This window comes from Sporolactobacillus sp. PKPK-6, assembly GCF_056678885.1.
Map to the genome: position 1 here is coordinate 1,068,097 of NZ_JBWXPA010000001.1, position 23,645 is coordinate 1,091,741.

The 23,645-nt window shown below is 41.6% G+C and carries 21 protein-coding genes; 10 read left to right on the plus strand and 11 right to left on the minus strand.

From position 1 onward, the window contains the following. Nucleotides 1-24: 24 nt before the first annotated feature. Entirely contained in the window at nt 25-669 is a 645-nt protein-coding gene (locus AC1MBV_RS05035; protein WP_480947699.1) for a histidine phosphatase family protein, read from the minus strand. A 152-nt stretch (nt 670-821) separates the two neighbouring features. Here AC1MBV_RS05035 and AC1MBV_RS05040 point away from each other — a divergent pair, with 152 nt between their 5' ends. The 8 genes from AC1MBV_RS05040 (at nt 822) to AC1MBV_RS05075 (ending at nt 7,866) form a co-directional block, all read left to right on the plus strand. Further along, on the plus strand, nt 822-2,822 hold the full coding sequence (locus AC1MBV_RS05040; protein WP_480947700.1) for a BglG family transcription antiterminator: 2,001 nt from the start codon (nt 822-824) through the stop codon (nt 2,820-2,822). Nucleotides 2,823-2,827: 5 nt separating this feature from the next. After that, nucleotides 2,828-3,295 (plus strand): PTS sugar transporter subunit IIA, encoded by a 468-nt coding sequence (locus AC1MBV_RS05045; protein ID WP_480947701.1) that lies wholly within the window; start codon nt 2,828-2,830, stop codon nt 3,293-3,295. 5 nt (nt 3,296-3,300) lie between these two features. Beyond that, the gene (locus AC1MBV_RS05050; RefSeq protein ID WP_255747634.1) at nt 3,301-3,576 is read left to right on the plus strand and encodes a PTS sugar transporter subunit IIB; all 276 of its coding nucleotides are present in this window, start codon (nt 3,301-3,303) and stop codon (nt 3,574-3,576) included. 34 nt (nt 3,577-3,610) lie between these two features. Then, nucleotides 3,611-4,981 carry a PTS galactitol transporter subunit IIC gene (locus AC1MBV_RS05055; protein WP_480947702.1) on the plus strand — a complete coding sequence of 457 codons (1,371 nt, stop codon included), beginning with the start codon at nt 3,611-3,613 and terminating at the stop codon, nt 4,979-4,981. Continuing rightward, nucleotides 4,978-5,208, plus strand: coding sequence for a hypothetical protein (locus tag AC1MBV_RS05060; RefSeq protein ID WP_480947703.1), 231 nt, complete (start codon nt 4,978-4,980; stop codon nt 5,206-5,208). Before AC1MBV_RS05055 ends, AC1MBV_RS05060 begins: the two co-directional genes overlap by 4 nt. Further along, nucleotides 5,205-6,143 (plus strand): 1-phosphofructokinase family hexose kinase, encoded by a 939-nt coding sequence (locus tag AC1MBV_RS05065; RefSeq protein ID WP_480947704.1) that lies wholly within the window; start codon nt 5,205-5,207, stop codon nt 6,141-6,143. Before AC1MBV_RS05060 ends, AC1MBV_RS05065 begins: the two co-directional genes overlap by 4 nt. 19 nt (nt 6,144-6,162) lie before the next feature. After that, nucleotides 6,163-6,789 carry a class II aldolase/adducin family protein gene (locus AC1MBV_RS05070; RefSeq protein WP_255747639.1) on the plus strand — a complete coding sequence of 209 codons (627 nt, stop codon included), beginning with the start codon at nt 6,163-6,165 and terminating at the stop codon, nt 6,787-6,789. 108 nt (nt 6,790-6,897) lie between these two features. Then, nucleotides 6,898-7,866 carry a Gfo/Idh/MocA family protein gene (locus AC1MBV_RS05075; RefSeq protein ID WP_480947705.1) on the plus strand — a complete coding sequence of 323 codons (969 nt, stop codon included), beginning with the start codon at nt 6,898-6,900 and terminating at the stop codon, nt 7,864-7,866. A gap of 270 nt (nt 7,867-8,136) precedes the next feature. On the opposite strand, the gene AC1MBV_RS05080 is transcribed toward AC1MBV_RS05075, so the two are convergent. The 5 genes from AC1MBV_RS05080 to gabT all read right to left on the minus strand — a co-directional run bounded on the left by AC1MBV_RS05080 (nt 8,137) and on the right by gabT (nt 13,485). Next, on the minus strand, nt 8,137-9,453 hold the full coding sequence (locus tag AC1MBV_RS05080; protein ID WP_480947706.1) for an aspartate aminotransferase family protein: 1,317 nt from the start codon (nt 9,451-9,453) through the stop codon (nt 8,137-8,139). 143 nt (nt 9,454-9,596) lie between these two features. Then, nucleotides 9,597-10,355 carry an amino acid ABC transporter ATP-binding protein gene (locus AC1MBV_RS05085; RefSeq protein WP_255747707.1) on the minus strand — a complete coding sequence of 253 codons (759 nt, stop codon included), beginning with the start codon at nt 10,353-10,355 and terminating at the stop codon, nt 9,597-9,599. A 4-nt stretch (nt 10,356-10,359) separates the two neighbouring features. Beyond that, nucleotides 10,360-11,067: an amino acid ABC transporter permease gene (locus AC1MBV_RS05090; RefSeq protein ID WP_255747646.1), complete on the minus strand. Its 708-nt coding sequence runs from the start codon at nt 11,065-11,067 to the stop codon at nt 10,360-10,362. 133 nt (nt 11,068-11,200) lie between these two features. Then, nucleotides 11,201-12,049, minus strand: a complete 849-nt coding sequence (locus AC1MBV_RS05095; RefSeq protein ID WP_480947707.1) for a substrate-binding periplasmic protein — start codon at nt 12,047-12,049, stop codon at nt 11,201-11,203. A gap of 113 nt (nt 12,050-12,162) precedes the next feature. After that, the gene (gene gabT / locus AC1MBV_RS05100; protein WP_255747649.1) at nt 12,163-13,485 is read right to left on the minus strand and encodes a 4-aminobutyrate--2-oxoglutarate transaminase; all 1,323 of its coding nucleotides are present in this window, start codon (nt 13,483-13,485) and stop codon (nt 12,163-12,165) included. Nucleotides 13,486-13,574: 89 nt separating this feature from the next. Here gabT and gabR point away from each other — a divergent pair, with 89 nt between their 5' ends. Together gabR and mmuM are read left to right on the plus strand one after the other, a co-directional pair. Beyond that, nucleotides 13,575-14,990: a MocR-like transcriptional regulator GabR gene (gene gabR / locus AC1MBV_RS05105; RefSeq protein ID WP_480947708.1), complete on the plus strand. Its 1,416-nt coding sequence runs from the start codon at nt 13,575-13,577 to the stop codon at nt 14,988-14,990. A 63-nt stretch (nt 14,991-15,053) separates the two neighbouring features. Continuing rightward, a complete protein-coding gene (mmuM, locus tag AC1MBV_RS05110; protein WP_480947709.1) occupies nt 15,054-16,001 on the plus strand; it encodes a homocysteine S-methyltransferase in 948 nt (315 codons plus the stop codon). Between the two features lie 175 nt (nt 16,002-16,176). On the opposite strand, the gene AC1MBV_RS05115 is transcribed toward mmuM, so the two are convergent. The 5 genes from AC1MBV_RS05115 to AC1MBV_RS05135 all read right to left on the minus strand — a co-directional run bounded on the left by AC1MBV_RS05115 (nt 16,177) and on the right by AC1MBV_RS05135 (nt 23,639). Further along, nucleotides 16,177-16,497 carry a hypothetical protein gene (locus AC1MBV_RS05115; protein WP_480947710.1) on the minus strand — a complete coding sequence of 107 codons (321 nt, stop codon included), beginning with the start codon at nt 16,495-16,497 and terminating at the stop codon, nt 16,177-16,179. A 431-nt stretch (nt 16,498-16,928) separates the two neighbouring features. Then, nucleotides 16,929-19,586 carry a calcium-translocating P-type ATPase, PMCA-type gene (locus AC1MBV_RS05120; protein WP_255747655.1) on the minus strand — a complete coding sequence of 886 codons (2,658 nt, stop codon included), beginning with the start codon at nt 19,584-19,586 and terminating at the stop codon, nt 16,929-16,931. A 193-nt stretch (nt 19,587-19,779) separates the two neighbouring features. Then, on the minus strand, nt 19,780-21,588 hold the full coding sequence (locus AC1MBV_RS05125) for an Ig-like domain-containing protein (RefSeq protein WP_480947711.1): 1,809 nt from the start codon (nt 21,586-21,588) through the stop codon (nt 19,780-19,782). Between the two features lie 385 nt (nt 21,589-21,973). After that, the gene (locus AC1MBV_RS05130; protein ID WP_480947712.1) at nt 21,974-22,861 is read right to left on the minus strand and encodes a DUF2785 domain-containing protein; all 888 of its coding nucleotides are present in this window, start codon (nt 22,859-22,861) and stop codon (nt 21,974-21,976) included. Next, the gene (locus AC1MBV_RS05135; RefSeq protein WP_480947713.1) at nt 22,845-23,639 is read right to left on the minus strand and encodes a metallophosphoesterase family protein; all 795 of its coding nucleotides are present in this window, start codon (nt 23,637-23,639) and stop codon (nt 22,845-22,847) included. The genes AC1MBV_RS05130 and AC1MBV_RS05135 overlap by 17 nt, the downstream gene beginning before the upstream one ends. Between the last annotated feature and the right edge of the window lie 6 nt (nt 23,640-23,645).

The window sequence follows — 23,645 nt, forward strand, 5'->3', positions numbered from 1 at the left end:
TGCGCTGCTAACTTATTTCGCTATTTAAAGTCTTTTTCCAACATACTCAATGTTAAAAGCTTTCCCGTCATACACAACTTTAGTTAGACTTGCATTGGGAATAACGTCTACTTTAATCTGTTCGCTTGAAAGAAAATAAACAAGGCAGCTGAGAAATAATCCATGACTAACAGCCAAAATGTCATTGGAAGGAGTGGATGTGAATATCTCTAAAAGACGATGTATTCTCTTTTTTACATCACTATAATTTTCAGCGGCATGGAATGTGTCAATTTTTTTTAAGCCCTCCAATACAAATATCTTCTGCCAGTCCGGATAATCAGAATTAAACTGGGGTAGATTTGCGGCTGTTCCCGCTTTATTCCACATCAAGTGGGAATTCATTCCCTCAAATGAACCAAAGGATACTTCTCTCAGTTCTTCGATCTCACTAAGATTATTCATGGATAATCCTGCGCTGTGCAAAATGAATTTGGCAGTGTGTTTTGCCCTGGTAAGGTCACTCGTAAAAGCAGTGTCAATTATTATGTTATTTTGCTTCAAAGCTCTCCCTAGCGCGCTCGCTTCTTCTTTGCCCCTTGTAGTAAGTGGTGAATCAGCACAACCCTGAGCAATATTAAGCAAATTGAAGAATGTCTGACCATGCCTTACCAGGTAGATCCTCTTCATTCCCCATTCCTCCCCTCTTTATCATTCAAGTAGAGTATATAGTCACATTCCCACGAGTACATCACATCGTTAATGAAAACGTTTTCAAAACGTTGTGATGAAACTTAGACGTCGTACACATATAATTGATTTTGTGAAGGAGGTGAAAACAATTGATCATCTTAGACCGCGAGATTACAAATCTTATACTTGTTCAAAAGCACTTAAGCGTAGAGGAAATTGCCCACCATTTATCTACAGAAAAGAACAAAGTCCTTGAACGGATTCATTTAATCAGTGAGCGGCTTCCTCATGAATCAATTGAAGTAGTTAACGGAGAAGTAAAAATATCTGAAAAGTGTGTCGATGAGTTATATGCATCATTGGTTGGCAATTTATCGTCAAATTCAAATGAGTATGAAGTCGATCTCAGAAAAAATTTAATCGAACTCGAGTTAATCGTTCATAGCAATCATCACACATTGCAAACACTATCTGATTTGTTTTATGTAAGCAAAAACACAGTTTTTTCGGATATGAAGTATTTGAAAGAAGAACTAAGAAATTTGAATTTTCACGTAACATACTCGAGAAAAGATGGTTATCAAATCAATGGACCGGAATATTTAATCCGAAATCATTTAGTTCAACTCATAAATGAATTATTAAAAACAGCTTATGGAAGATCCTGTCTGATTGATCGATTTAATATTAATAAAAGCTCAATATCGATGTTTAAGCAAAAATTAGAGTGTATTGAAGACGAAATAATGATTCGTCTTACTGACGAACAACTTGGAAATTTACCCTTTATTCTATCGATCTTATTACAACGAATGCAAAATTTTCCAAAGCCTTGGAACTTCAAGGTGGAGAAGTATGATATTAGAAACACCTTAGAATTTCCAATCATCAAAAAACAGTTCAGCGAATTTTCCTTTTTGAAAGATGTTGATTTATTATATCTGTCCTTACACATTCTTTCATCTAATCGAATCGAATCAGCTCTTGAGTTTGCAGATAGCGAAGAAATAAACAGTTCGGTAAATCAATTCATTGCACTATTGAAGGAAAAATTAGCCATTGATTTTGTGAAAGAGACGGATTTCAAATCTAAGATTATGTTGCATATCCAGCCGGCAATTTTTAGAAATATTTTAGGTTTTCGTGTCAATAATCCTCTGACTGAACGGTTCATAAACGAGCACTATTACGTTTTTAAGGCAGTTGCTCATGCGGCAAAAAAATCATTTGGAACGATTCTGGAACATGATTTTTCGGATGAAGAAATCGTGTATCTTTCTATGATTGTACTCGGGTGGATGTATCAAACAGAGGAAGATAATTCAGCCTATTATAAAGCCGTTGTCTTATGCTTTAATGGCACATCGGTTTCAAAGTTATTGCTCGAAAATTTAAAAGATATGTTTCCTGATATTGATTTTGTTGGGGCATTTTCTTTTCGCCAATTTGAGCAAATGAATCTGGAGCCTGATTTTATTTTCACAACTGTTCCAATGAAAAGTCGTATCGCGACCATTATTGTTCCACCTTTTCTCGAGCCTGATAGCCGAAAACAATTGAGAAAAGTTGTTACCAAGTTACTTAGTCAAGACCCACATCGAGAGGCTAAAGGTATTGTTTATGCCATAAGAGATCTCATTCCTGAGGATAAGCTGGAACTTGCTGAGCTTGCACTAAAATCCTTTTTTGATAAAAAAGAAGAAAAACGACCAATTTGTCATGAAAAGTTAAGCTTAACAGAAGAAAATATTTCACTAATTGATTCCTCCGTCTCTTGGGATAACTGTGTCGAGGCTGCCTTTAATCCCATCATTAGCAGGGGAAATATCGGAAGCGATTACATTAATAAATGTAAATCCATATTTTATTCAAATTATCAACAGATGCTTATCGGTCCAAAAGTCTACCTGCCGCATGCAACTGTAACAAAAGAATCTGCCGATCTTCAAATCACTATTTTCAAGCAAGCGGTGACAAATCCGGAAGGTGATCCTTTCCAACTTATGGTCGCCTTAGTACCAGAAAAATCAAATGCTCATGTACCTTTGCTATTAAAACTTAATGATGTTTTCTTGGAAAAAGGACGTATCGAAGCAATAGTCGCTTGTAAATCAAGGAAAGACATTCTAAATCTGCTTGAAAGGAGGTGAACACCGTGAATTACAGCAATTTATTTCAAAAAGATCTCATTATCCTTAATGCTGAGTATCAAGACCAAAACGATCTCTTCAATTCAACTTTTAAAAGTCTACAAGACAAAGGGTTAGTCAATGCATCCTATGGCACTGCGCTCACAGAAAGAGAGTCTCTTTATCCTACTGGCTTAGCGAACGAAAAAATTCAGTTTGCGATACCGCATACTGATGTGACCTATGTTAACCGACCCTTTGTCCAAGTCGTTCGTCTAAAAAAACCTGTTCGCTTCGCTCATATGGGAATGTCGGATCAACAAGTTAATGCGGAAATCGTTTTTGTGCTCGGTATTAAGGATCCAAAAGGCCAGGTCGGATTACTTTCTGAAATTATGTCATGCTTTAATGATCAATCTTTTATCGATCATGTGAGAACGATCAATGATTCGCAACAAATGGAAGCTTACTTGAAAGACAAATTTGGGAGGTAGTCAAAATGAAACGAGTTATTGTCGCGTGTGGTTCCGGTGTCGCAACCAGTCAAACCGTTGCTTCAAAAGTAAAACGTATTTTGTCCGAAAAAAAGATAAGCGCAGAAGTTGAGGCCGTAGATATTAAGTCGCTTGATCATTTGATTAAGAACTGTGATGTCTATGTTGCCATTACAAAACCAAAGAAAGCATATGGAATTCCAACTTTAAATGGCATTGCTTTTCTTACAGGTTTGGGAATGGACGCAGAGGTTGAAAAACTGATTGCAGCATTAAAGTAAAACAACGACCAACTATGAAAAGGAAGTGAATGAAATGGACGTTTTAACTAATGTTGTTCAATATGTACTCAATTTAGGTGCCTCGGTATTTGTCCCAATTATTATGCTGATCATAGGTATCTGTGCGCGAATGAAATTCAAAGATGCAATTAGTGCAGCCATCATTTTTGGTGTCGCATTTGCCGGAATGAATTTAGTTGTTGGATTCATGCTTGATTCGATTAGTCCCGCAGCTCAAGCATTTGCTAAGAACACGGGAATTGCACTCACCGCCGTTGACGGTGGTTGGACCACCGGCGCGTCAATCACATGGGCATGGCCGCTTGCATTTCTGATCTTTCCCATCACGATTGGCGTTAACATTGTTATGTTGGCCTTGAAGTGGACGAAAACGCTGAATGTTGACATGTGGAATGTTTGGGGAAAAGCATTTACAGCAGTTATGGTCTCGTATATCTCTGGAAATGTCTATCTCGGTTTCGTTGTTGTTGTCATTCAAATCATTATTGAACTGAAAATCGGTGATATTTGGGGAAAAGAAATTGAAGAATTGACCGGCATTCCTGGTGTTACCGTACCACACCATATGACAATCATTGCCAGCCTGCTCTATCCGATTAATCAATTAATGGATAAGATTCCAATGTTCAATAAGAAGATGGATGCAGATGCATTAAAGGAAAAATTAGGTGTTTTTGCAGAAAATCATGTCATGGGAGCAATTGTTGGATTCCTTCTAGGACTTGTTGCTGGATATGGAGTATCCAAATCTTTAATTCTCGCGGTTCAAGCTGCGACGGCGTTAACACTGTTTCCTATGGTTTCCAAACTTTTTATGCAAGCGCTATCACCAATTTCGGAAGCAATTTCAGACTTTATGAGAAAGCATTTCAACAATCGAGAAATTCTAATTGGACTTGATTGGCCAATCCTAGCAGGGAGAAATGAGCTTTGGGTAACCGCTATTCTGCTCATCCCGGTTGAACTGTTATTCGCTGTTATTCTTCCGGGTAATAAAGTGCTCCCATTCGGTGGAATCATTAATCTGTCGATTGTCGTGGCAGTTGTCTTGCTTGCCCGAGGAAATCTGCTTCGGATGGTTGTCTATGGTGTCATTACAACTCCGGTGTTCTTATACCTGGCGACATTCTTTGCACCATATATGACGCGACTGGCTCAGGAAACTCATGCCGTTAAAGTACCCGTCGGAAGCATGCTTACTTGGAGTACGATGGAAAATGGTGAATTTAAGTTCGCTTTTTCTGAGGCGATGGCCGGAAAATGGTGGGGAATTCTCTTAGCAGTTGTTTGGATCGCACTGTTCGTCTACTTCTACTTTGGTCGAAAGAAGGAAAATGCGAAGCGATATCGCGATGAAGCAAAAGCTGAAGGTTTTGAATCATGAAAGCGGGAAAATTGGCAAAAGCATTTTGGATTTTCATGGTTTTCCTTGGATTCACCCTGCTGTTACTTGGCTTTCTCACCGGTGATTTGATGATGTGGGTCGTTGCTTTAATTATTGGCCTGCTTGTCCGGTATTGTGCCTATGACCTGCTTTTCAAAAAATACGATCAAAAGGTAGCAGAGATTCGCCAAAAGTACATGCAGAGAAAGGAAGGTGTAAAAAGGTGATCTATTCAGTAACACTTAACCCAGCCATTGATCGCATCATCCATGTCAAAGATGAATTAACTCGTGGAAAAAACAACCATATATCCGAAAGCTACAATGACATTGGCGGTAAGGGGACACATGTTTCCGTCGTACTCTCCTGTCTTGATACGCCGAATGTATCAACAGGTTTTATCGGCGAGAATGGCAAAGAAGAATTGTATGCCTTGTTGATTGATCGAAAAGTCAGCCCGGAATTCTTTGTTCTGCCCAATCGTGCCGTTCGCCAGAATTATGTCATTATGGATGAAACAGATTCAGGCAGCTTTATGATTACTCAAACAGGTCCATCGATAACATCCGATGAACTCGAAAGATTTACAACTGAATTTGCTGGCAAATTACTTCCGGATGATATCGTAGTATTTGCCGGAAATCCATCACGATTAATGAGTCCTAATGAATACGGTTCGATATTAAAAAAAGTAAAAAAAACGGGCGTACGACTCATCATCGATGCTTCCGGCGACTATCTAAAAAAAGCCATTGAAATATCGCCGACTTTAATTAAACCAAATCAATATGAATTTGGTGAACTAACTCAAAAAAATATCACCTCAATTGAGGACACAATTGAAGTGATGGAAAAGTCTAACTTACCTAACATAAATTATATCATTGTTTCACTTGGCAAGAAAGGTTCTCTGTTGTTTCATAACGGTTCAATTTACCATGTTATTCCACCTAAAGTAAAAACTGTAAATGATACCGGCTGTGGCGACGCTTTTGTCGGAGGAATTGTTTACGCGCTCTATAAAAATTATTCTGTCGAAGATATGTTAACTTTCGCAACTTCCGTAAGTGCTTCAAAAGCGATGCAGCCTACAAGTTCCGGATTTATTCCTGAAGAAGCGCGTCTGCTAAGAGAACAAGTGACATTTGAGAAGATTAAATAATGTTTTCGGAGGGGATCTCATGTTATATGAGTCTGAAAGAAAAGATTTATGTACCGTTGTTAAAACAATGTTTGATCGTTTTGAAACAAATGCTGCAGGTGGAAATGTCAGCGTCCGAATAGATGATGACCATATCATCATGACGCCAACATTAATGTCTCAGCAAAAGCTGTGCAACCTTAACCCCTATGATATTCTTGTCGTCAACATGGATGAAGAAATCATTGAGGGTGATGGAAAACTGACTAGAGAAATCAACATGCATATGGCTTGTTATAAACAGAATAAGAAAATCGGTTGCGTGATCCATGCACATCCTAGAGATTCACTATTCTTCGCGACATTAGGAATTGAGTTGCCTAACCTTACAGAAGCAACGCAAAAACTGGGTAAGATCCCAACTCTTGATTACCGCCCGGCAACAACGGTTGAACTTGCAGATCTTGTGCGTGAACACATCAAATCCCTTGGAGATGATGTCGTTCCAAAAGCCTGCCTTCTTAATAGTCATGGGATCCTAATCACAGATAAAACACTTCATAAAGCCTATGACATGCTTGAGAGAATCGAATACAACGCATATATTGCGGAAAAGGCATTGATTTTCGATAAATTGGGCATTGTTCCTCTTCATAAAGAATGTTGATTGATTTTATATGATTTATGGTGGCTTGAGACTTCTCCTGCCACCTTAATCTTTTTTCAACTTTCGATTTATTCTTTAAAAAAAACAGAACTTGGGAGGAAAATAATGATGAATACTTTAAATTGGGCGATTTTAGGAACAGGTACCATTGCATCTGAATTTGCCGATACACTCCATCAATCAGGACGTCCTGTTTTCGCAGTCGCATCCAGGCAATTTGAACGCGCCCAAAAGTTTGCTAATGATCATCACGTGGAAAATGCATACCGATCTTATGACGAATTATTAAGTAATCCTAAGATTAATGTTGTCTACATCGCGACACCACATTCTAATCACTATGAACTCATGATTAAATGCCTTGAATACGGAAAACATATCCTCTGTGAAAAATCAATTACCGTAAATAGTGAGCAGCTTAATCACGTGATTCACCTTGCCAAAGAAAAGCAGCTTTTTGTCATTGAGGCAATGACCATTTATCATATGCCCCTTTATGAAAAATTGAACAATCTTATCGAAGCTGGGAAAATCGGCAAATTAAGAATGATCCAAGTATCATTTGGGAGCCTTAGAGTTCCTGATGTCAACAGTCGCTTTTTAAATGAAAAGTTGGCAGGCGGTGCCCTTCTGGATATTGGCGTATATGCTTTATCCTTTACACGCTTTTTCCTTAACAAACAACCCGATGAAATTTTAACAACCGCTAAACGATTTAAAACCGGTGTCGACGAACAATCCGAAATTATTCTACGAAATTCTGAGGATGAAATGGCTTCAGTTATTTTGACTCTGTTCGCAAAACTTCCAAAAAGAGGAATCATTACTGGTGAAAAAGCCTATATAACTGTAGATACCTTTCCACGCGCACAATCAGCGACAATTACTTATCCCGATTTTTCAACAGAGGTTGTAACAGCCGGAAATACAGATGACGCCATGGTTTATGAATATGACTATATGAATTCCGTAGTAAATGGAGAAAAAGAAGATACGACCCTTCAATTGACGACGGATGTGATGGAGTTGATGAGTGTGATACGTAAAAAATGGGGCATTGTCTATCCGTTTGAATAAAAGCTTTTCAATGGCCCATCACACGGCCAATATTTAAACTTAAAAGAAGAGAGTATTTCCACATAAATTTTAAATTATAAGTGGAAATTCTCTCTTTAGTATTAATGATTATTTTTGCCTAGTACCTTTAATAATCCTTCCGTTTTTGAGTATTAGATTATGCAAACTGGTCAATACTCACATCGTTCAGTTGCTCAAAACACCGACATTAAAAAATGGGGGCAAATAAAAAACAGAGCACTCAGCTCTGCTCATAAAAGGTGTCACGCATCACTGCCATTCGGCAAATATGGTTTCAAAGATTTGCAGCGTCTTTTGAATATCCGCTTCTGTATGTTGGGTTGACAGATAAATTCTTCCACGGTTCGGCGTAAGTCGAATGCCAAGCTCAAGCGAACGGGCAACCAGACGATTATAAAGCTCGATATCGGCGAACTTCAAATAATCTCTGAAATCATCCACAGGCTGATCAACCCCAAGCAAAAGCATGCAAATAGCTCCGTCATGACGGCAATAAAGAGGAATACCAAAGCGATCGCCCAGTACTCTGAGGCCTTCTGTTAACTGCTGACCTATGTTATCAAACCGTTCATAGACATCGTCACACTGCAATTGATCAATAGTCGCCAAGGCAGCAGCAACAGAGAGTGCATTACCATTAAACGTGCCAAAAGTACGGATTCCACAATCCATGACGCGACCTTTTCCTGCAACAATCGATAAAGGAAGACCTCCTGACACAGCCTTGGCAAACACGGCTATATCAGGCGTTACCCCGAAATAGTCTTGTGCGCCGCCTAAAGACATTCTGAAGCCTGTGATCACTTCATCAAAAATGAGCAAAATTTTGTTTTCTGTCGCTAGTGTTCGTAACCCTTCAAGATAGCCTTCATTCGGAAAAATCGGACCGGAATCGCACATATAAGGCTCGGTAATGATTGCGGCAATTTCATCACGATGCTTTTCAATCACATGCTTGATTGCCGTTAAATCATTCCACGGCAGAATGATGATTTGATCGGATGCATCGGCTAACTGTCCCAATACTTCCCGATTTTTCTTCGGCTGCTCTCTTGGTCCCAACTCATCAACGGAACGGGCATCCGTGCTGATCAGTTCTTCATCAGACCATCCATGGTACTGTCCTTCAAACTTAATGATCTTTGATTTTCCGGTGAATGCCCTCGCCAATCGGAACGCGAACATATTCGCTTCTGTGCCTGTATTTTGAAAAACGACACGCTCAGCACAAGGGATAATCTCGGTCAGCTTTTCCGCAAGTCGGTTCAAATCGGCAGAAGGTGAGCAGAACTGCGTCCCCTTTGCCATCTGCTTGGCCACAGCCAGATTCACCGCATCCGGACTGTAGCCTAGAATCAAAGGACCCATTCCCGCCACATAATCGATGTACTCATTGCCGTCAACATCATAAAGATGAGCGCCTTTTCCATGATCAAAACAGATTGGAAAATCTTGAAAACCCGCTTTGTGAAAGCTGCTGGCAACACCATTTACTAAGTATTTTTTAGAGTTCTCATATAGTTTTTTAGAGTTCTCATTATTTATCGAATTCCCGCTCAGTCTCAATCACCTCACATGATGCTTGCTCAGAACCTCCGCAGGTGCTGTGACTTCAACGTTGCTCACAGGACGTGAGGTTATTAGTTGAAGATCCTTCTTGTTAGCAGAAGCACCTCACTACCTTTTTCCCGGACTTTTCGAAAATTCTCTTATACTTTTTCCGCTTCAGGGTGCAGTACTTGATTGATAAAGAGCTTGGTGCGCTCATGCTTCGGCGCGTTAAAGAGATCGCTCGGTTTTCCTTCTTCGACAACGGCACCTTTATCCATGAAAATAATACGATCTCCGATTTCTTCGGCAAAACGCATTTCATGCGTAACAAGTACCATGGTCATGCCTTCATCCGCGAGTTCGCGAATGACTTTAAGCACTTCACCGACTAATTCGGGATCCAGGGCAGATGTTGCTTCATCAAACAGCATAATATGCGGTTCCATCGCTAATGCGCGAGCAATAGCAACGCGTTGCTTTTGTCCGCCGGATAGCTGACTTGGATAGTGGTCCATTCGTTCGGCAAGACCCACTTTTTTCAAATAGTTCTCTGCAGTCTTCCTTGCCTCTTCCTTTGATTTTCTTCTTATTTTCACTTGTGCCGCCATCACATTCTCAACTGCAGTCATCATTGGGAAAAGGTTAAAGCTTTGAAATACCATGCCGATTTCTGTGCGAAGCTTAGCAACGCGTTTCTCATTATAGCGGCCGGACTTGTCTGCAAAATTCTCCCCTTCAACTTTGACTGTTCCTGATGTTGGGAGCTCCAAGCAATTCAAACAGCGAAGCAGCGTTGATTTTCCTGAGCCCGAAGGTCCGATAATCACGACAATTTCACCTTGATGAACATCCAAGTCAATCCCTTTTAAAATTTCCAGACTGCCAAACGATTTATGAAGCTGATTCACTTCGATCATTGGTTTAGGCATGTTTCGATAACCTCTTTTCTAACAGCCGCACGACTTGAGACAACGGCAAACTGAGAATCAGGTAAGCAACTGCGAGAATCGTATAGGACTCAATCGTTAAAAAGGTCTGTGACGCATAGGCTTGTGTGCGCAGCAATAATTCGTTGACCGTGATAAACGCAAGCAGCGATGTATCTTTAATCATCATAATCAGATAGTTACCAAATACAGGAATCGCCTGTCGTGTTGCTTGTGGAATCACAATAGACCACAAGGCCTGACGCTGCGTATAGCCCAGCGCAAGCGCCGCTTCTGTCTGTCCCTTGTCAATCGACAGAATCGCGGCACGCACCACTTCAGATAAGTAACAGCCGTAATTGATTCCTAATCCAAGTATTCCGGCGAAAAGCGGATTGAGCTGAAATTGATAATCCGGCATGAAAAATTGAGCAACTAAAGAGATAAGCAGGGGCACAACATAAAACATATACACAAGCTGAACAAGGAGCGGCGTCCCCCTGACAATTTCCAAAATAACAACCAATATGCCCTTTAGTACTTTTGAGTCCGATAAACGGCCCACTGCAATGAGTACACTTAGAATAACAGCCAGCAAGAATCCGCCTACTGTTGCTTCAAGAGCAATTAAAAGCCCTTGCCATAATTCCGGTGTCAGTTCTTTGATGGCTGTGGCAAAATCCAGATGACTCAAAATATCCATTCGTTACACCTCATTCGTCAATCAATTGTCTTGCATTCTGCAACCTTGCCCTTAACTTGAATTTCCCATACAAATAGCAGAAATCAGAGTTAGTCTTGTTGAAAGAATAACTCTGATTCAATCAATTTTAGTTTTATTTTTGAACGGGCACGTAATAGTTATCAGGCATTCCGTATTTCTTCAATAGTTTCTTGATAAATCCGTTTTCTTTCAAAATATTAATTTGTTTGTTGATCGCGTTTACCAGCTTCGTGTCGCCCTTTCTTGCAGCAGCACCGATGTTTCCGGAAGCCTGTGGTGTATACGGATCAAGAATTTTTAATTTCAGCGATGGATCTTGTTTCAAGCTATAGGCAGCAACAGCACCATCAGTTACCAATGCATCAATCTTTCCTGTGTTTGCCGCAAGAAGCAAATCGGCTTGAGAACCGAACACATTAATTTGTTTGATTTTGCCTTCTTTTTTCAGCTTGTTCGCAAAGTCATAGAATGCTGTTCCTTTTTGTGCGCCGACCACTTTATCTTTCAGGTCATTAACACTTTTAATCGGTGAATTCTTCGGAATAACGAACGCTTCGCCCTCTGTATACCAAATTGTTGTGAACTTCGCTATTTTTTCTCTTTGCGGGTTAATATACATAGCATCCGTCACGAGATCGATATTCTTATTGTTTAATTCGAGGAGCAAGTTCTCAAACTTTGTCTGTTTCATTTCAACCTTTGGAATTCCTAAACGTTTGGCAACTTCTTTAATGATTTCAGCGTCGATACCGGTGAATTTTTTCGTCTTCTGGTCAATGAAAGCAAACGGCGCATCATTTGAAGACCCCACGACAAGGACTCCTTTTTTCTTTGCCGCCGCCAATGTGTCTGTCGTTTTACTTGAAGAAGAGCTGCCTGATTTGGAACTGCTTGAGCCACAAGCTGAAAGAATACCGACGAGCAATACAAGAATAAGTGCTGACATAAACCAACGTTTCATGAAAAAGACCTCCCCAGTTATTGAATTATTTAAGTTATATAATTAAATACAATTTTCAGTTATTCATATTTTGAATTCTACTAGTCATTGCTAGAAAAATCTATGCACCTTTTTTATTTTACAGTTTCCAGTGCTTCTTCAATTATATCCAATCCCTGAGCTAATTGGACTTCAGTAATCGTCAGCGGCGATAAGAAGCGAATACAATTGCCTTTCAATCCGGCATCAAGAAGAAGCAAACCATGCTGATTGGCATAGGCAACTATTTTCTTGGCCCGATCTTTATCCGGTTCTTTCGTCCCTTTGTCCTTAACAAATTCAACGGCTGCCATGGCGCCAAGTCTTCTAAAGTCACCGATAAATGAATAGGTTTGTGCCCACTCTTTCGCCCGTTCTTCAATGATCACGCCTATTTTTTCTGCTCGTTCAATAAGATGTTCTTCTTTAATAATATCGAGAACGGCTAATGCAGCAGCGCAAGCGATCGGGCTGCCGCAATAGGTGCCGCCGAGGGATCCCTTTAGATCGCATGCATCAAACAGTTCCGCTTTTCCGACGACACCGCTAAGTGGGAATCCTGCAGCAATCGATTTGGATACGGTCATAAGATCCGGAGCCACATCAAAATTTTCAATGGCAAACATTTTTCCTGTTCGAGCGAAACCGGCTTGAATTTCATCAGCGATAAATACAATCCCATGCTCGGTACAGAAATCGCGTACGTACGTAACAAAACGTTTCGACGGAATAATGAACCCGCCTTCACCTTGAACAGGTTCCATCACGATACAAGCAACCATTTCCGGAGCAACACTGCTTAAAAAGAAGTAATTAAACTTGTCAATGATATACTCGTCATACGCCTCTTCAGACATTCCTTCCGGTTTCCGATATGGATAAGGATAGGGCGCTTGATAGGTTTCGGGGGCGAACGGCCCGAAGCCGAATTTATAAGGCTTTACCTTGCTTGTCATGCCCATGGTCAAGTTTGTTCTGCCATGAAACGCACGATCAAATGTCACGACTGCTTGTCTGCCAGTATAGGCACGAGCAATTTTCACAGCATTTTCAACAGCCTCCGCGCCGGAGTTAAGCAAAAGTGCCTTTTTCGTAAAATCTCCCGGAGCAATTTCACACAAGCGTTGACATAGTTCAATATAGCCCGGATACATAATGACATTAAAGCCGGGATGGATAAAGTGCTCAAGCTCTTCTTTTACAGCACTGATAACTTTCGGATGACAATGTCCGACGTTTTGGACACCAATTGCTCCGGCAAAATCAATGAATTGATTGCCCTCAATATCGGTTACTAACGCTCCTTCCGCCTTTGCCGCAATATGGCGATTCCCATTTCCGACGGCAGCCGCAACAAATTGATCGCGTTTATCCTGCCAAACTTTTGTTAGATTTCCTTCCAATAATTCCTTTCCCAATGTTCTCACTCCTTTAATAGATATTTTGCTAATTTTTTGGTATTATGTATAGTATCAAAATTCAAATAATTATGGTGTCAGGAGTGCCTATGATCTCACTAACCATTCAATCTGATACTAAAAAAGAATATATTTACCGTCAAATCTACAAACAATTGAAAAAAGAGATCCTTCTTCACCATTTTCTTCCAAACGAAAAGCTTCCTTCCAAACGCGAGTTGGCACAAACATTACACGTCAGTGTCAACTCAGTTAACGGAGCCTATCAGCAGCTTCTCGAAGAAGGCTATATTTATGCTGTTGAGCGAAGCGGCTTTTACGTTGAAAAACTGGATACGATCCCGCTTTCTCAGAGCCTCCCGCAATCACTGGATCTTGATCTTGTTGAGGAAAAAGAATCGAAAAAAGATTGGATTTCCTTTTCACATATGTCTGTCGATCGATCAATCTTTCCATTTGACAGTTGGTTTTCGTGTGAGCATCGCGCACTGAAATTAAGCAGATTAGAGCTTAACGATGACTCATCACGCTTTCCGCAAGGCATATATTCGGTACGAAAAACAATTGCCCGCTTCCTGTCCATAGCTCGTGGTGTGAAATGTTTTCCGGAGCAGATTGTTTTAGGCGGCGGCACCCAGTTTCTCTTCTACATACTTCGCCACCTGTTTCAGGAAGACGCATTGTACGCGATGGAAAATCCGGGCTACCGGCGCATGTATGAATTACTGCAGATGGAACAGGTACGTCTTAGAACGATTCCGCTTGATAATAAAGGAATTTCTATTGATCTTCTCAAACAAATCAATCCAAACGTTGTCTATGTGACTCCGTCGCACCAGTTTCCCTCAGGTGTTGTGATGCCGATTTCGCGCCGTATCCAACTTTTGAATTGGGCTGCCGAAAAAGAAGATCGTTATATCATTGAAGATGATTACGACAGTGAATTTAAGTATGAAACGGATACGATTCCATCCCTCCAAGGCCTCGACAGCTACGGGCGAGTCATTTATTTCGGCACGTTTTCCAAGTCACTGCTGCCTGGTTTACGTTTGAGTTACATGATTCTTCCGCAAAAGCTGCTTAAAAAATACAGAGAGCGCTGCAGCTTCATTATGTCAACGAGCAACGCTCTGGGGCAATTGACCTTGAAGCAATTTATTGATTCAGGTGAATACCGCAAGCACATCAAACACATGAAACAAGTGTATATTGAACGGCAAAAGAAATTGATTGATGCATTGAAAAAGCACTTTGACTCAGCTATTACGATGCACGGTGCAAACGCCGGTCTTCATTTCACTGCAGAATTTGATACACCTCGTACAATTGATGATATCGCTGAACGTGCGCGTGCAGCCAAAATAGAGCTCTATAATCTCAAGCCCTATTGCCTTGATGGCAGCTATCTCTACGCGCGGCCGGCCTTTATTTTAGGTTTTGCAAACCTATCTGTTGATAAAATCGAGGAAGGTGTAGAACGCCTCTACCATGCCATTTTTGAATGATGGGGCGAGTTTTGTATAATGTTACTGACTGATTTATCAAGCCAGACAGAAAGAAGGCCTCCTATGCGAAGCAGTATCCGTGACCTGATGAACCAATACACCCCAATCATTTTAGATGGTGCAATGGCAACTGAAATTGAGAAGCAGGGGATCACGATCGACAGCGAGCTGTGGTCAGCGGCCACCATTCATGACCATCCTGAAAGCATTAAAAAAGTGCATCTGGATTATTTTCGAGCTGGTGCCGATGTCGCAACGACCAATACTTATCAGGCAACATTAGCCGGATTTCAGCAAAGCGGTTATACAGAACTCGAAGCGGAGCAGTTCATTCAAGATGCCGTAAACATCGCGATTCAGGCTCGCTCCGAATTTTGGGAAGAAATCAGCACAGAGCAAAAAAAAGCGCGTCCTTACCCGCTTGTTGCAGGCAGCGTTGGTCCTTATGGCGCCTATCTGGCGGATGGCTCGGAGTATACGGGCGACTACACATTAAATGATGCCGGATATCGGATGTTTCATCGTTCAAGAATGCGCTTGCTGAAAGAAGCAGGGGCGGATCTGTTCGCCTTTGAGACGATGCCTGCTTTCGGTGAAACGAAGGTGTTGGCCGACATGATGAAGGACGAGTTTCCTGAGGAAGAAGCATGGCTCTCGTTTAGTCTTGCCGACGATTTGCATCTGTGTGACGGAACGCCGCTCGCTGATGCAGTATCCTATTTTAATGCCTATGAGCAAATTACGGCGATCGGCGTGAATTGCATTGCAATGAATCGAGTTGAACCGGCGATTAAGGTTATTCGCCAAGTCACGGACAAACCGGTCGTGGTTTATCCGAATTCAGGCGAACACTACAATCCAATGACCAAGCAATGGGAAGCGGCTAAAATGCAGGAAAGCTACGGATCAGCATCTAAAGCATGGTTTAAAGCCGGCGCGTCGCTTATTGGCGGCTGCTGCCGTACATCACCGGAAAACATACGGCAAATTGCTGAATGGGCGCGAGCATAAGAACAAGCAAAAGAAATTGAATGCCTCATGCACAGGACATCTTTGTGCTATGTTGACTAACCCAATTCGTCTATTCAGTATTTGTGCTGTGCGCAGCAAAACGGTCTCCTGCAAAGATTCATCATGGAATTAGATAAATTTATTTTCTTGAATGAGGTTTCAACAGATAGAATAATTACCTGACTTGAGTTGACTTTATCTTTGTTTTTAAGATCAAACCCCACCAAAAAAATAGATATAAGAAACCAGCAACCGGATAGATGGCAGCAATTGATCCTCGTCCTATCTGATTAATCAGCCATTCAAATTCATTAAAACTTTCTGCACGTCCTAAGGCAATCCACAAAAACATTAACGGTGCTGTTAAGAGCATAAGGAGCGCAACTAAAGAGTAGCCTATAAATTTCTTTTGAAGAAGGAAAAAGAGTATGCCAAATAAAGACGTGAGCAAAAACAAATAGTAAATGACCAATACCCAGACGGGTAAAGTTTCCATTAAGTTCACCCTTCCTTAAAATATTATTAACTTGAAATTCCTATTTTTCTGGACTTCAGCTTTAGATTGAGAATAGCTCAGTCATTACCGATTTAACGAAATGAATGTTTGTTATCAGCTGTTTTTACTTAACCGATTTAGGGCTGCTTCGTATTTTTTCAATGATGGAGTAAAACTGTAGGATTCTGTAGAGGAAACAACCATTTTAAGAAGTTTGTGAATAAATCAGTTTATGAATGTATTTGAGTATTCGTTTGTCCTTCAACAACTTAATTATAAACATCAATAAACTGCGCTAACAATATGATTTACAGACTCTCAACAAACACGTAACAAAACTCAGTCATACGTAAACCATGACCCGACCATAGAAAAAAACAGGCATGCTCTAGACGGAGCTTACCTGCCTTAATCAATTTTATTTATTTAACTTACCTGCTCTTTGCGCGCATCCCGATCTTGATCAATTCATTGACCACAAGCGGGATCAAGGCAAATAGGATAACAATGACCCAATCTTGCAACGACAGCATCTGAACATGGAATGCTGCGGCCAAGAACGGAACGGAGATCACAGCGAATTGAAGGACAATCCCCAGCAGGATTGCGCCGATCAAATATTTATTCGAGAACAGCCCAACTTGGAAAATGGACTTGGATGCGCTCCGCATCGACAATGAGTAGAAAAGCTGGGATACGGCAAGCACAACAAACGCCATTGTTTCCGCATAGGTCAGGACATCTTCCGGAATTGAACCGGACCACAGCTGGTAGCCATGTTCGCTTAATCCAAAGTAGAAAGCGACTAAAGTCAGAATACCGATTAATGATCCGCCAATAACTGCCCGCATGGCTGCTCCTCCAGCGAAGAAGCTTTCCTTCGGATCACGCGGCTTTTTACTCATCACATCTTTGTCTCCGGGATCGACGCCAAGCGCAATTGCCGGAAATGTGTCGGTAATGAGGTTTATCCATAAAATTTGCGTCGGAAGAAGCGGCATCGGCCAGAAGAAGAGTACCGAAGCAAGTATAGCAACAATTTCTCCAAGGTTGCAGGAGAGCAGAAAAACAACGGATTTTTTAATATTGTTATAAATATTACGTCCTTCGCGAATCGCTGAAACAATGGTTGTAAAATTATCGTCGGTCAGGATCATATCGCTCGCGCCTTTAGAAACATCTGTACCGGTAATTCCCATGGCGACACCGATATCCGCATTTTTCAGCGATGGTGCGTCATTGACACCGTCGCCGGTCATCGAAACAATATTTCCGTGCGATTGAAATGCTTTTACGATCTTAACTTTATGTTCCGGAGAAACCCGTGAAAACACGCGATAATGACCGATTTTTTCGTTCAATTCTTCATCAGTCATTGAGTCGATCTCGCTGCCCGAAACGGTTTGTGCCAGTGACGTTGCCATACCGAGCTGCATGGCGATCGCTGCTGCTGTGTGCTGATGATCGCCGGTAATCATGATCGGTGTAATCCCTGCTTGTTTCGCCTGATGGATCGCATCTTTAACCTCAAGTCTAGGCGGATCAATCATGCCTACGAGTCCAAGCACAGTCAAATCCTTTTCCATGACATCAGCATCAATCATTTCATCGGTATCTTTGTATGCCGCACCAAGAACACGAAGCGCTTGGTCAGACATTTCTTCCGCTGCTCTGAGGTAATCCGCTTTTAGCTCATCTGTAAGAGGAACCTTTTCCCCATTAACCAACGCATGAGAAGAGATTTTTAAAATGTTGTCAAATGCACCTTTTGTGTGTACACGATAATGGCTGCCTTCCTTATTCAGTGTAGACATCAGCTTGCGGTCGGAATCAAACGGATTTTCCGCCACACGTGCATGTCCCACCTCCAATTCGCGTTTCGGCGAATGAAACTTTTCACCAAGTTCAAGCAAGGCAATTTCCGTCGGGTCACCGGTGCCCTCACCATTAATAAGTGTGGCGTCGGTACACAGCACCATCGTTTGAATCAGTTTTCGTTCCGTACCCTCATCGGCTGTCGCAGTTCCTTCATTCGGCACATCAAGAAATTTGCGATGTGTATACAGGTGGAGCACCGTCATTTTGTTCTGCGTCAGTGTCCCCGTTTTATCCGAACAAATAATGTTGACCGATCCCAGTGTTTCAACTGCAGGCAAGCGTTTCACAATGGCATTGATCCGCGACATGCGCGTCACACCGAGTGCCAATACGATCGCAACAATAGCAGGCAGCCCTTCCGGAATCGCTGCAACAGCCAAACTGATCGCGGTCAGGAACATCTCAAAAAGATCGCGCTTTTGAATCAGCGCAATAACGAAAATGAGCACGCAGATGCCGATGGCAATATACCCAAGCGTTTTACCAAGCTCTGCAAGACGTTTCTGCAACGGCGTCATATCCGTTTGCGTCTCATCAAGTCCCTTGGCGATCTTGCCGATTTCCGTATTCATTCCTGTGCCAACAACAACACCTTCCGCACGCCCATAGGTCACAAGAGTGGACATAAAAGCCATATTAGCTAAATCGCCAAGCGGCGTTTTGGGGTCCTCAAAAACATGTGCGGCATTCTTTTCCGACGGAACAGACTCCCCCGTCAGAGCAGATTCTTCAATCTGCAGATTGACGCTTTCGATCAACCGAAGATCAGCCGGAATATAGCGTCCTGCATCTAAAACCACAATGTCTCCGGGAACAATATTTTTTGAATCAATTTCAATGACATCGCCATTTCGACGAACAAGCGCACGCGGTGTCGTCATTTTCTGAAGTGCTTCAATCGCTTTTTCTGCCTTAAATTCTTGGAATACACCAATGATTGCATTCAGAATAACAACAAGCAAAATGATGACTGAATCGGTGTATTCGCCAATGAGGAGTGTAATTACTGCCGCACCAAGCAAGACGTATATCAACATATCTTTCAGCTGAGAAAAAAACAGAGCAACAATACTTTTCTTTGGTTTGCTTTTTAATTTATTTTCTCCATAGGTTCCAAGCCTTGACTGTACTTCCGCGTCCGTCAAACCTTGTCTTTGATTGACCTGAAGCTCATTTAATACCTGTTCAGCGTCTTTGGAAAACCAACTCACGTTCGCTACACCATCCTTATCTCGCCACTAATCTATTCTCTTATCTTTACCCCATTTTCAATTCTCACAACCGGATTGACCAATTTTTTTTCTGCGATTCGTCCATACTTTTTGAGTGTATGAAAAAATTCCGGATTCTACACCGGAATTTTTAAACACGTTCGACTATTACGTTTTTATGAGTAACCCATTATTAAAACACAGTAAAGGTTCGAGTAAGACTTTTATTTCCCGCCCGATCTTGAGCATAAACTGTCAGTTTCTTTCCCTTTTTTTGTTTTTGGTACAGCTTAATACTGTACTTACCGTGAGTATTTGCAGCCACAGCACCAAGCTTTTTTTTGCCATACCGAACCGTAACACGTGCACCAGGTTCCGCTGTTCCCTGTATTTTCAACTGCTGATGATAAAAACGATAGACAATCGGCTCCGCCGGAGGTGTCTGATCTTTAACTGTTATTTTCTTTGATTGGCCCGCGTTTCCGCTGGTATCCGCCGCAAACACATCAAGTACCGTCCCGGCTTTCTGCCTTCCGATAGTGGCTTGGAAATGTCCGGTGGCGTCCGCCTTGCACTTAGCTAATAATCCGGCTTTGCCGACGATGGCAATGACTGCTCCAGGTTCTGAATTACCTCTAAGCTGTGAATCCTTATCTCCAAATGGAGCAATGCGCGGCTGTCTTGGAGCCTCACGATCTTCCTGGCGTTCAGCAAGATTTGAATAAGTAATAGGTGCACCTTTTTCATTTGGGATCGATGCGGCACTGTTAACAATGATCGCACCGCCGCCTCTGAGCTTTGGTGCTTTTGATTTACCGTTATACACCTTCTTTTTCAACTGTTGAAACCCAGCAATTCCATGAAAGCCATAAGGGCCGTCCGCCTGGTTCAAATAAAGGGCTTTGCGAAAATTACTCATGAATTGTCCGAAAGACATAGCCCGGCTGATATACTCATGGATTACGTCTTGGACAGCCCGATAATTATTGTGCGGATCTTGGATGATCCGTTTAAACAAATCATCCGGTTGGCCGCATTGTATATATAGGTATTGCACAAAGAGATATGAGAGTGAATAGTTCGCCAAATTGTCACCAGAATCATCCCAGTAAAGCAGTGACTTGCCATTCGCTATGGAGCTGGATTCATTATAATAATCAATTCGATCGTCAAGCGGCTTTTTCGCCAGCAATTGTTCTGCAGCAAGCGACAGTCCTTCATCAAGCCAGGTATCCATCTCATCCTTTTTTTCCACCAGGACATTTTGGTTATAATTGATAAGATGCTGAAACTCGTGTACCAGCGTCGAATAAGCGAGCGACACTTTTTTATGTTTGCTTGAACCAAGCGACGGATACGTATCGACATACACGATTTCGCTACGATTTGATTTCTTCCCATTATATAAATCATTTGGGTCAAAATAGCCCGACGCAAAACCGCCATTTTGCTCCGCCGAACCATCCTTTATATCAAAGCAAAGCAGATTAATTTTTCCATCGTGATCCACATCAGAGGGTGCTCCGAAATAACGATTGTCCAGCGGAAAAATAGTTTGATCAAACGTCTTACCAAGCGTTTCCGCATCCTTTTTTGTCAGCTGGTTTCCGTTCACCCACACCTTGGTGTGCTGACCCACGTAGCTTAATTTCGCTGTAATTTGGTATCGCTTATCCGTCGACAGATCGGATACCCAGAATTTTTTACCCGAACCCACTTTAATGCTTTTTTTCTTTTGCGATGTATGATTCAATGGATTATATTTTGCTCGAATCTTTAGCGGCTGCACATAATCAAGCCGGTAAGAGGCCCTTTGCAGCTTTTTGTTTTTCGCATAGCTTTTATTATTAATACTGAAGTTCCCTGTACTTTCCGTTTTGTAGCCGTTCGCAGATTCATTGCTGATCAGTACCGTACCGTCAGCTGCGCGTGCCGGGACTGCGGGAGTCAAAAGAAACAATGCCATGAGAATTAGAACTATTCGCTGTATGAAACGGCTCATCAAAACGCTCCTCCCCCGGCTGATAAACTCAAAAACTCGCATTCTTGTATCTTGTTAAAGTGTACTTAATCTCATGCGCAAACTCAACTGTGAACTGATTTCAAGATCGGAATAGCTACCGTATTTAATTTGCTATATAATTATTATGTATCCCCTTACAAAAAAGGATGAGTAAATATGACTCCTAAAAAGAAATCTCTGAACACGATCATTGGCAATTTTGTTATGTGCATCTTATGGTTTTTGTTCGCTGCCACTTTAATCGCTTCGTTCATTCTTTGGCTGTACACAAAAAATCCGCTTTCCATCATAAGCGGAATAATCTGCGCGTGCGGTATCCTTTTCAACATATATCTTAGCAAACGTGCCAAAGTTGACGAGTCCATCAAAAATAAGGGTTAAATGCATGCTCCAAATGCATAAGCGCATCGTCTGCCTCTTGATCGAGCAACGAAGCATTTTTCAATCTAAAATAGATACATCGTACAAAATGCTTCATATTCACTCTTTGGATCAGATACTTGCGAAACGCTGAGTCATGAACGGATTGATTTGGTTTCTGTAAATCAATATTGCGAAGCCACTGAATCAGTACGGAGACCGTTATTTTTTTCGAAGTCACCATACTTACAACCGCTGTTGCCATTCGTTCATCCTCTTCCGCATCGAATACGGTCGGAGCATTCCGAAGCATGGTCAGCAAGCTTTCCCAAATGGTGATACATTCGGATTCGCCTACGAATCGGTTCTGTGCACATTCATCAAGCGCATCACTGATATGCGCCGGCGCGTGTGTCCATCCTTTGCCTTCAACAAAGCTTCGATAATCATTCTCTAACTCACAATAATGATTCAGATGCTCAAGCAGCTCCGTATAGTCCTGTCGACCGATAAAAGGCTCTTGATTATCCCGATATAAAATCAACGCAATAAGCAATGCTGAGAAGGATCTCAGAAACACGTGATCCGACAGCTCTTCACCGACTTCATAAAAAAGCAACCGTTCTGAAAGTGTTCGATTAAGAATCGTCATGAGCTGCTTTCCATCAAGCAGCTTGAACTCAATCAGCCATTTTGAAAGAATGGTATACCCAAGATCATCTCTTAAATCACTATCTGTGGAATGAAGAGCACGCATTACGTACTCAACCGCTTCAAAATCAGAAAATTCTTCTGGAACATGAAAATCACTATTTTTTATTTCAATAAGCTTGTCCTTCAATTCAGTATCGGTCATCTTGTCCCCTCGCGAATCTTTATTTGATTGATTCATTTGGAATGCTTTTTTCTATTTTATTCGCCAGATTCTCCAAGAAGATCATGGATTGTTCTTCATTTGGAACGTGAATGACATTTGTATTAATAAAATCTTCCGCATCCGGACTATGTGCTTCTCTTATCTCCAAGGCAGCCTGTTCAAAATCATAAGTGGTCCGTTTGAATTCGATTTGATCCGAATCGATGAGCAGCCAATAGGCCCTTGGCTGTTTTGCAAACGGCATACCCACGCTGCCTGAATTAAATATTTTTGTTCTCTCAAGTTTCATTTCGTACTGAATATGCGTATGGCCGCACACAACGATGGACTGCTCCACTTCAGCGAACAGTTTATTGATTCTTTTTTTCGGCGATAAGGGTGTAAAAATATCGTGATCGTTCTCGGGTGTCGCATGGCAAAAAAGCACGTCACCCAGTTCGTCCACATGAATAGTTGCGACATCGTCCAAATTCGAAAGAAAATCAAGCTGTTTCTCTGTTAAGCTGTTTGCGACCCATTTTGTTGTTGCTCGACCTTTTTCTGACATATGAAGCAGTTGTGCCCACTTTGATGCTTCCACAACTTCACGGTCACCATTTCCTCTAATAAATGTGACGTTTGTTTTATCCCGCAAATTTAAAAGGCAGTTTAATGTTTGAACAGGCATCGGCCCGGAAACCATGTCGCCACCAATAATGATCCTGTCCGGCCTCACCCGATCTAGCTCATCAAGGACCGTTTTCAGCGCAGGAAAATTTCCATGAATATCATAGAGTGCAGCAATCTTCATCATCACGTT

Coding starts and splice junctions, on each gene's coding strand:
- AC1MBV_RS05035 (WP_480947699.1), bottom strand. CDS start 669: ATGAAGAGGATCTACCTGGTAAGGCATGGTCAGACATTCTTCAATTTG.
- AC1MBV_RS05050 (WP_255747634.1), top strand. CDS start 3,301: ATGAAACGAGTTATTGTCGCGTGTGGTTCCGGTGTCGCAACCAGTCAA.
- AC1MBV_RS05055 (WP_480947702.1), top strand. CDS start 3,611: ATGGACGTTTTAACTAATGTTGTTCAATATGTACTCAATTTAGGTGCC.
- AC1MBV_RS05060 (WP_480947703.1), top strand. CDS start 4,978: ATGAAAGCGGGAAAATTGGCAAAAGCATTTTGGATTTTCATGGTTTTC.
- AC1MBV_RS05070 (WP_255747639.1), top strand. CDS start 6,163: ATGTTATATGAGTCTGAAAGAAAAGATTTATGTACCGTTGTTAAAACA.
- AC1MBV_RS05075 (WP_480947705.1), top strand. CDS start 6,898: ATGAATACTTTAAATTGGGCGATTTTAGGAACAGGTACCATTGCATCT.
- AC1MBV_RS05085 (WP_255747707.1), bottom strand. CDS start 10,355: ATGATCGAAGTGAATCAGCTTCATAAATCGTTTGGCAGTCTGGAAATT.
- AC1MBV_RS05090 (WP_255747646.1), bottom strand. CDS start 11,067: ATGGATATTTTGAGTCATCTGGATTTTGCCACAGCCATCAAAGAACTG.
- AC1MBV_RS05095 (WP_480947707.1), bottom strand. CDS start 12,049: ATGAAACGTTGGTTTATGTCAGCACTTATTCTTGTATTGCTCGTCGGT.
- gabR (WP_480947708.1), top strand. CDS start 13,575: ATGATCTCACTAACCATTCAATCTGATACTAAAAAAGAATATATTTAC.
- mmuM (WP_480947709.1), top strand. CDS start 15,054: ATGCGAAGCAGTATCCGTGACCTGATGAACCAATACACCCCAATCATT.
- AC1MBV_RS05115 (WP_480947710.1), bottom strand. CDS start 16,497: ATGGAAACTTTACCCGTCTGGGTATTGGTCATTTACTATTTGTTTTTG.
- AC1MBV_RS05125 (WP_480947711.1), bottom strand. CDS start 21,588: ATGAGCCGTTTCATACAGCGAATAGTTCTAATTCTCATGGCATTGTTT.
- AC1MBV_RS05130 (WP_480947712.1), bottom strand. CDS start 22,861: ATGAATCAATCAAATAAAGATTCGCGAGGGGACAAGATGACCGATACT.
- AC1MBV_RS05135 (WP_480947713.1), bottom strand. CDS start 23,639: ATGATGAAGATTGCTGCACTCTATGATATTCATGGAAATTTTCCTGCG.